The 7,352-nt window shown below is 71.9% G+C and carries 8 protein-coding genes; 3 read left to right on the plus strand and 5 right to left on the minus strand.

What is annotated here, in order from left to right:
- Positions 1-129 precede the first annotated feature (129 nt).
- From ACFWPI_RS30685 to clpS, 4 genes are all read right to left on the minus strand, one after another.
- Positions 130-561 (minus strand): Mov34/MPN/PAD-1 family protein, encoded by a 432-nt coding sequence (locus ACFWPI_RS30685; protein ID WP_063349211.1) that lies wholly within the window; start codon positions 559-561, stop codon positions 130-132.
- Between the two features lie 100 nt (positions 562-661).
- Positions 662-2,104: an amino acid permease gene (locus ACFWPI_RS30690; protein ID WP_363370278.1), complete on the minus strand. Its 1,443-nt coding sequence runs from the start codon at positions 2,102-2,104 to the stop codon at positions 662-664.
- A 187-nt stretch (positions 2,105-2,291) separates the two neighbouring features.
- Positions 2,292-2,864, minus strand: coding sequence for a DUF2017 domain-containing protein (locus ACFWPI_RS30695; RefSeq protein WP_363370280.1), 573 nt, complete (start codon positions 2,862-2,864; stop codon positions 2,292-2,294).
- A 102-nt stretch (positions 2,865-2,966) separates the two neighbouring features.
- Complete coding sequence (clpS, locus tag ACFWPI_RS30700) at positions 2,967-3,260, minus strand: ATP-dependent Clp protease adapter ClpS (RefSeq protein WP_063351371.1); 294 nt, start codon at positions 3,258-3,260, stop codon at positions 2,967-2,969.
- Positions 3,261-3,401: 141 nt separating this feature from the next.
- Between clpS and ACFWPI_RS30705 the strand changes: the two genes are divergently transcribed.
- Together ACFWPI_RS30705 and ACFWPI_RS30710 are read left to right on the plus strand one after the other, a co-directional pair.
- Positions 3,402-4,718 carry a nicotinate phosphoribosyltransferase gene (locus tag ACFWPI_RS30705; RefSeq protein WP_079135851.1) on the plus strand — a complete coding sequence of 439 codons (1,317 nt, stop codon included), beginning with the start codon at positions 3,402-3,404 and terminating at the stop codon, positions 4,716-4,718.
- A 209-nt stretch (positions 4,719-4,927) separates the two neighbouring features.
- The gene (locus ACFWPI_RS30710) at positions 4,928-5,518 is read left to right on the plus strand and encodes an isochorismatase family protein (protein ID WP_380374616.1); all 591 of its coding nucleotides are present in this window, start codon (positions 4,928-4,930) and stop codon (positions 5,516-5,518) included.
- 58 nt (positions 5,519-5,576) lie between these two features.
- On the opposite strand, the gene ACFWPI_RS30715 is transcribed toward ACFWPI_RS30710, so the two are convergent.
- Positions 5,577-6,584 (minus strand): hypothetical protein, encoded by a 1,008-nt coding sequence (locus ACFWPI_RS30715; protein ID WP_363370286.1) that lies wholly within the window; start codon positions 6,582-6,584, stop codon positions 5,577-5,579.
- Between the two features lie 256 nt (positions 6,585-6,840).
- On the opposite strand from ACFWPI_RS30715, the gene ACFWPI_RS30720 reads away from it, so the two are divergent.
- Positions 6,841-7,352: hypothetical protein (locus ACFWPI_RS30720; RefSeq protein WP_380425176.1), on the plus strand; the 512-nt coding region annotated here is incomplete at its 3' end.

Genomic DNA, 7,352 nt, shown 5'->3' on the forward strand with positions numbered 1-7,352 from the left:
TTGTGTTGGTGTGTTTTTTTTTTTTTTAATTTTGCTGGCTGGGGTTGGGCGGTTTTGGGGGGTTGCCGCCGCCCGGGGCCGCCGCCGCCCGGGGGGGGGGGGGGGGGCCCGCGCCCAGGTGGGTGCTGGTCAGGCCGGGTGGGCCTCGACGACCTGGACGTCTTCCTCTGTGATCTCGCCGTCCACGATGCGGAACGAGCGGAACTGGAACGGGTCGTCCTCGCCGTTGCCGTCGGCGGTGGAGACCAGGACGTAGTGGGCGAACGGCTCGGAGGCGTAGCTCACGTCGGTGCGCGAGGGGTAGGCCTCGGTGGCGGTGTGCGAGTGGTAGACGATCACCGGCTCCTCGTCGCGGTCGTCCATCTCGCGGTAGAGCTTGAGCAGGTCACCCGAGTCGAACTCGTAGAAGGTGGGCGAGCGGGCCGCGTTGAGCATCGGGATGAACCGTTCGGGCCGTCCGCTGCCGGCCGGTCCGGCGACCACGCCGCAGGCCTCGTCCGGGTGGTCGGCGCGGGCGTGGGCCACGATCCGGTCGCGGAGTTCTCGGGTGATGGTCAGCATGCGGTCAGGATAGCCACGCCCCGGCGGGTGTCCGCCGGGGCGTCCGGAGCGCGGTCACCGGGTGTCCGCCACCTGGGCGTGGCGGCCCGGCGCCGGCGGTTCAGCCGCCGTTGCGCACGTGCAGGTGGTCGTGGGCGACGCCGTGGGCGGCCCTCGGGTTGCGGCGCTTGAGCACCTGGTAGCCGATCACCAGCAGGACGGCCCAGCCCGGGAAGACGTACAGCGAGATCCGGTTGACCGAGTCGAACGCGATCAGCACCACGACCAGGGCGAGGAAGGCGAGCGCGGTCCAGCTGGTCCAGGCGCCGCCGGGCGCCTTGAAGGTGGGCGGCGGCAGGTGGCCGGCCCGCCAGGCCTTGCGGTAGCGGATCTGGCAGATCAGGATCATCGCCCAGGTCCACAGGCCGCAGACGGTGGCGACGGAGGTGATGTACTCGAACGCCTTGGCCGGGACGAGGTAGTTGAGCACCACGCCGACGCCCATCAGCAGGCAGGAGAGGGTGATCGCGAAGGCCGGGGTGCGGTGGGAGTTGAGCTTGGTGAGCTGCCCCGGGGCCTGGCCGCGCAGGGCGAGGTCGCGCAGCATGCGGCCGGTGGAGTACATGCCGGAGTTGCAGGAGGAGAGCGCGGCGGTGAGCACCACGAAGTTGATGATGCCGGCCGCGGCCGGGATGCCGATCTTGCCGAAGGCGGCCACGAACGGGCTGACGCCGGGCTGGAACTCGGTCCACGGCACGAGCGAGAGGATGATCACCAGCGCGCCGATGTAGAACAGCATGATGCGCCAGGGCAGGGTGTTGATGGCGCGCGGCAGGGTCTTCTCGGGGTTCTCGCTCTCCCCGGCGGTGACGCCGACGAGTTCGACGCCCAGGTAGGCGAACATGACGATCTGCAGCGTCATCACGGTGGCGCCGATGCCCTTGGGGAAGAAGCCGCCGTCCTGCCACAGGTGGGTGATCGACGCGGTGTCACCGGCCTTGCTGAAGCCGAGGGTGAGCACCCCGATGCCGATCAGGATCATGCCGATGATGGCGGTGACCTTGACCATCGAGAACCAGAACTCGATCTCGCCGAACAGCTTCACCGAGATCAGGTTGGCCGCGTAGAGGATCACCAGGAAGGTCAGCGCACTGGCCCACTGCGGGATGTCGGGCGCCCAGAACCTCACGTACACGGCGGCGGCGGTGGTCTCCGCCATGCCGGTGACCACCCAGAACAGCCAGTACGTCCAGCCGGTCACGTAGCCGGCGAAGGGGCCGAGGAACTCGCGTGCGTACTCGGCGAAGCTGCCGGAGACCGGGCGGTAGGTGAGGAGTTCGCCGAGGGCGCGCATGATCACGAAGATCGCCACGCCGGCGACGGCGTAGGAGAGGATCAGGCTCGGGCCGGACCGGGAGATCGCGGTTCCCGCGCCGAGGAAGAGGCCGGTGCCGATGGCGCCGCCGATCGCGATCATCTGGATCTGGCGGCTTCCCAGCCCCCGGTGATAGCCCTCCTCGTCCGGTTTCGCGTCGACCACGTCGTCGTAGAGCTGCTCGGCCATGGTGCACCGTCCTGGGTGGGTCTCGTGGGGTGGAGAAGTCGTACCACGCAGGGTTCGGATAGCGGTGTTCATCTGAGCGTTATTTGAGCATGACCTGCTAGGGTTTGCCCGATTTAAAGAGAAATGCCCCGGCCATCCGTCCACATATTGGACGAATCGACCGGGGCCTGCCCGGAAGCGGGCAGGATCAGTCCGCGATCGCCTCCAGGAGCGTCTCCTGGAGCGCCCCCAGCCAGACGTACGCCATCACCAGCGGCTTGCGGTCGTCCTCGTCCGGCAGCTCGTAGAGCTCCTCGTCGTCCTCGCTGACCTCCAGCTGGACGCCCAGGGTCAGCCGCAGGTCGTTGAGCGCGCCCAGCCAGCGCAGGCCGTCGGCGGGGTCCAGCTTGAGCACCCCGCCCTCGCCGCCGAGCCGGTCGAGCATCCGGACGACGTGCAGGGCGTCCTCGCGCTTGCGGGTCCGCAGGTCCACCTCGGTGTAGCGGCGGAACTCGCCCGAGGCGGCCCGGCTCTCCTGGTCCTCCGGCCCGGCCGGGTCGCCGTAGGCGTCCGGGAAGAGCCGGGCGAGCATCGGGTTGGCCGGCGCCTCGGTCGGGCCCTCGGCGAACAGCGCGGCCAGCGGATCGCCGCCGTCCCCGCCCGGGCCGGGCCCGATCAGCTGCAGGATCCCCACCTCCAGGGAGCGCAGGATGGAGGCCTCCAGCTCGTCCAGCGCGATCGTCGCGCTCCCGCCGCCGGCACTCTCGAACAACCCAGCCATGTCTATCGGTCAGCCCGTCTTCGTCGTCTCGGGTGGGGTACCGGCTCCGCGGCCGCGGCAACTCGCGCCGCGGCCGCCGCGCTGCGGTCGGTCGTGCTGCGGTCAGTCGTGCTGCAGCGTCGCCCAGAGGCCGTAGCCGTGCATCGCCTGGACGTCGCGTTCCATCTCCTCGCGGGAGCCGCTGGAGACCACCGTCCGGCCCTTGGTGTGCACCTCCATCATCAGCTTCCTGGCCTTGTCCTTCGGGTAGCCGAAGTAGGCCTGGAAGACGTACTGGACGTAGCTCATCAGGTTCACCGGGTCGTTGTGCACGATGGTCACCCAGGGCGTGTCCGGCTCCACCACCGGCAGTCCTTCGACCTCCGGGCGCTCGATCTCCACGGGCGCGACACTCACCGCCGGGTCCTCCTCGCTGCGCGGTCCGTCCACGCCTCTTCAGCCCCATGCTGCCATCCGGGGGACCCCCGGGCGATTCCGGCCCGGCTCGCAGCACGAGAAATCGTCACTCTGACGCTAAGTGGTAGTAGCATCATCCGCATGGACGCCACTTCAGTGCGCGCGGCCGGTTCGACCGCGCTCCTCACCGACCGCTACGAGCTCACCATGCTGCAGGCCGCCCTGCGCAGCGGGGCCGCGCACCGCCGCTCCGTGTTCGAGGTGTTCACCCGCCGCCTGCCCAGCGGCCGCCGCTACGGCGTCATGGCCGGCACCGGCCGGGTGCTCGACGCCATCGAGGACTTCCGCTTCACCACCCCGCAGCTCGACTGGCTGGCCGGCCAGGGCGTGGTCGACGACGACACCCTGCGCTACCTCGCCGACTACCGCTTCGCCGGCGACATCCACGGCTACCCCGAGGGCGAGGTCTACTTCCCCGGCTCGCCGCTGCTCACCGTCGAGGGCAGCTTCGCCGAGGCGGTGATCCTGGAGACGGTGATCCTCTCGATCCTCAACCACGACTCCGCGATCGCGGCCGCCGCCTCCCGGATGACCGCCTCCGCCGGCGGCCGCCCGGTGATCGAGATGGGCGCCCGGCGCGCCCACGAGCAGGCCGCCGTCGCCGCCGCCCGGGCCGCGTACGTGGCCGGCTTCGCCGCCACCTCCGACCTGGAGGCCGGCTTCACCCACGGCATCCCGACCACCGGCACCGCCGCCCACGCCTTCACCCTCGTCCACGACAGCGAGCGGGACGCCTTCCGCGCGCAGATCGCCTCCATGGGCAAGGGCACCACGCTGCTGGTCGACACCTTCGACCTGCGCGAGGCCGTCCGCACCGCCGTCGAGGTGGCCGGCCCCGAACTGGGCGCCGTCCGGATCGACTCCGGCGACCTCACCCTGCTGGCCCACCGGGTCCGCCGCCAGCTGGACGACCTCGGCGCCACGAAGACCCGGATCATCGTCACCTCCGACCTCGACGAGTACGCCATCGCCGCACTCGCCGCCGCCCCGGTGGACGGCTACGGCGTCGGCACCAGCCTGGTCACCGGCAGCGGCCACCCGACCTGCGCGATGGTCTACAAGCTGGTCGCCCGCGCCGAGAGCGCGGACGGACCGCTGGTGCCGGTGGCCAAGCGCGCGGCCGGCGGCAAGACCAGCATCGGCGGCCGCAAGTGGGCCGCCCGCCGGCCCGACGCCGACGGCGTCGCCGAGGCCGAGGTGGTCGGCACCGGAGCGGTCCCCGCCGACCTGGAGCCGCACCTGATGCAGGTGCCGCTGGTGCGGGCCGGCCAGGCCGTCGGCCGCGAACCGCTCACCGCCGCGCGCGAACGGCACATCCGGGCCCGGGCCGCACTGCCGCTGTCGGCCACCCAGCTCTCCAAGGGCGACCCGGTCCTGCCGACCGAACTCGTGCTCTGACCCCGCCCCGGCCGACCGGCGCGGACCGGGAGCCGGCCCGGGGTCCGCCCCAGGCCTTCCGCCCCCGCACGCCACTCCCTAGAGTCAACCGTAGAGTTCCCCCGGAGCTCCCCGAGAACCCCCGAGCCCCGCCGCGGGCCGAGTACTCCCGAGGGCTCCCCCCACCGGCGCGCCACCACGGCCGCCCCCCACATCCGAGGATGCGAGCCATGCACCGGGCACTGATCGTCGTCGACGTGCAGAACGACTTCTGCGAGGGCGGCAGCCTGGCCGTCGCCGGCGGCGCCGAGGTGGCCGCCGCCATCACCGACCTGATCGCCGAGTCCTCCCCCGGCTACCAGCACATCCTCGCCACCCGCGACCACCACATCGACCCGGGCGACCACTTCTCCACCGAGCCCGACTACGCCACCAGCTGGCCGGTGCACTGCGTGGCCGGCACCGAAGGCGTGGGCTTCCACCCCAACTTCGCTCCCTCCGTCATCTCCGGCGCGGTCGAGGCGGTCTTCGACAAGGGCGCCTACTCGGCGGCGTACAGCGGCTTCGAGGGGCTGGACGAGAACAACCGCGGCCTGGTGGAGTGGCTGCTCGAACGGCAGGTCGACGAGATCGACGTGGTCGGCATCGCCACCGACCACTGCGTCCGGGCCACCGCCCTGGACGCCGCCCGGGCCGGCTTCACCACCCGCGTCCTGCTCGACCTCACTGCCGGGGTCGCGCCGGCGACCACCGCCGCCGCGCTCGCCGAACTGCGGGCCGCCGGGGTCGAGTTGGTCGGCGCCCCGGTGGTTCGGGGGTAGCTCCGACTCCGGTTCGGGGGTAGCCACGGCTCCGGGTGCGGATGGATCCGATCCTGAGCTAACCGACCATCAACTCCACCACGTCCGAACCGCCCACCCGATGGGCCTCGCGCAGTTCGGCGCCGACCGCGTCCCGGTCGGCCGCGAGCCGGGCGCCGGAGACGTACACCACCCGGATCCCCAGGTATTCCATCCGGTGCTGGCCGCCGCGCACCCAGGCAGCCTCGCCCTCGCTGACGCAGCGCAGGTCCGAGTCCACCTCCACGGCAACGCCCTGCTCCGGCCAGTAGAGGTCCGGGACGGCGATGTACGTGCCGCCGCGCATCCGCAGCTCGGGGCCGACCAGCGGTACGGGCAGCAGGCACTCGTCCACCAGTTCGCCGACCCGGTCCAGGACGAAGTCCCGTTCACCGGCGAGCAGTTCGTCCAGCGCGGCGCGCACCCGGGGCTCGCCGGTCAGCCCGGACTCGGTCAGCTCGGACGCCAACTCCCTTACGGTGCACGGGCCGTCGGGCCTGGAGACGGCCTCGCGCAGCACCTCCCGCACCGGCATCGGGGCGCCACCCTCCTCCACGGTCCACTCGCACAGCGCGTCCGCGACCGCCCGGGCGACCGGCGCGCAGGCCAGGCCGTGCACCGAGCGGGCCACCAACTCCCGTTCGGTACGCAGGATCCGCACCTCCCCGGCGTCCTTCAGCCGGCGCTGGCGGGGCACCAGGACGTCCACCCCGATCACCGCCGGCAGCCGGGGCACCGCGGCGAAGCCGTACAGCGCGAGCGCGGCCGCACCGGTGATCACCGCGCCCTCGCGACGACCCTCCTCGCGACCGTTCTGCGCCGCGTACAGCAGGGCGGCCCACATCCGCTGCTCCGGGGTCGGCCCGTCGGACTGCAGCAGGTACACCCGGGGCAGCAGCCGCCGCCAGGGCCCGCCGCTACGGCAGTGCTCGGTGATGACCCGGGCCGGCACGCCCCGGGCGCGCAACTGGCTCGCGGTGACGACGTTCTGTTGACGCTTCGCCAGCTCCTCCAGGGACGGCGGCGGCGTGGGAATCCGGTAGCTCATGCGGACACCATCCCCAACCGCTCCGACCCGCCACCGGCCACCTGACGCACTGTTACCCAACCGTCGCGAAACCGGGATCAGCTCGCACTAAAGTCCCCATACCCTCACTCAATCGGAGTAATTGACGGTCGTCAGGTTGTCATATCTGATCGAAAACGATCGCCCACCAGGCCGCCTGACCCAGAGTGACCAAAGGCATACGCCGGGAGACCCTCCAGGCGTCAAACCCGCCCCGGGAATTGCCTAGGCTTGCGTCATGTCACGTGACGAGACCGCCGGCCTCCGCGCGGCCCAGCTCCGCCTTGGCCGTCTGCCCGGATACGTCCGCCGCCCGGACCCGGCCCGCCGCAGCGGCGAACAGGGCCATACGTACAAGAAGGGCTGGGAGGTCCGCTTCACCGCCCGCAGCGAGGCCGAGATAGCCGAGATCCGCGACCTCGTGGTCGCCGCCGGGTTCGCCCCGGCCAGACCCTTCTTCAAAGGCCACCAGCTCATCCAACCGGTCTACGGCATGGCCGCCGTCCAGGCCTACCTGGCCGCGAGACAGGCGGCCGAGGAACACGCCGCCCGCACCGCGCTCGGCCGCCGCCGACGAACCGCCGGCGGACACCCCGCCACCACCGGGCACTCCACCGGGCACCCCGCCGGCGCCGCACACCGGTGCGAACGCGAGGAAGCCGCCGCCGGAGCCGCGGGGGCGGCGGGGGGCGGCCGCCCCCCCGGCGGCCCCCTACGGCCGGGGCGGGGGGGCGGGTGCGGGCGCCCCCA

It is taken from the genome of Kitasatospora sp. NPDC058492 (assembly GCF_042720685.1).
Lineage (GTDB): Bacteria > Actinomycetota > Actinomycetes > Streptomycetales > Streptomycetaceae > Kitasatospora.

Coding starts and splice junctions, on each gene's coding strand:
- ACFWPI_RS30685 (WP_063349211.1), bottom strand. CDS start 561: ATGCTGACCATCACCCGAGAACTCCGCGACCGGATCGTGGCCCACGCC.
- ACFWPI_RS30690 (WP_363370278.1), bottom strand. CDS start 2,104: ATGGCCGAGCAGCTCTACGACGACGTGGTCGACGCGAAACCGGACGAG.
- ACFWPI_RS30695 (WP_363370280.1), bottom strand. CDS start 2,864: ATGGCTGGGTTGTTCGAGAGTGCCGGCGGCGGGAGCGCGACGATCGCG.
- ACFWPI_RS30705 (WP_079135851.1), top strand. CDS start 3,402: ATGGACGCCACTTCAGTGCGCGCGGCCGGTTCGACCGCGCTCCTCACC.
- ACFWPI_RS30710 (WP_380374616.1), top strand. CDS start 4,928: ATGCACCGGGCACTGATCGTCGTCGACGTGCAGAACGACTTCTGCGAG.
- ACFWPI_RS30715 (WP_363370286.1), bottom strand. CDS start 6,584: ATGAGCTACCGGATTCCCACGCCGCCGCCGTCCCTGGAGGAGCTGGCG.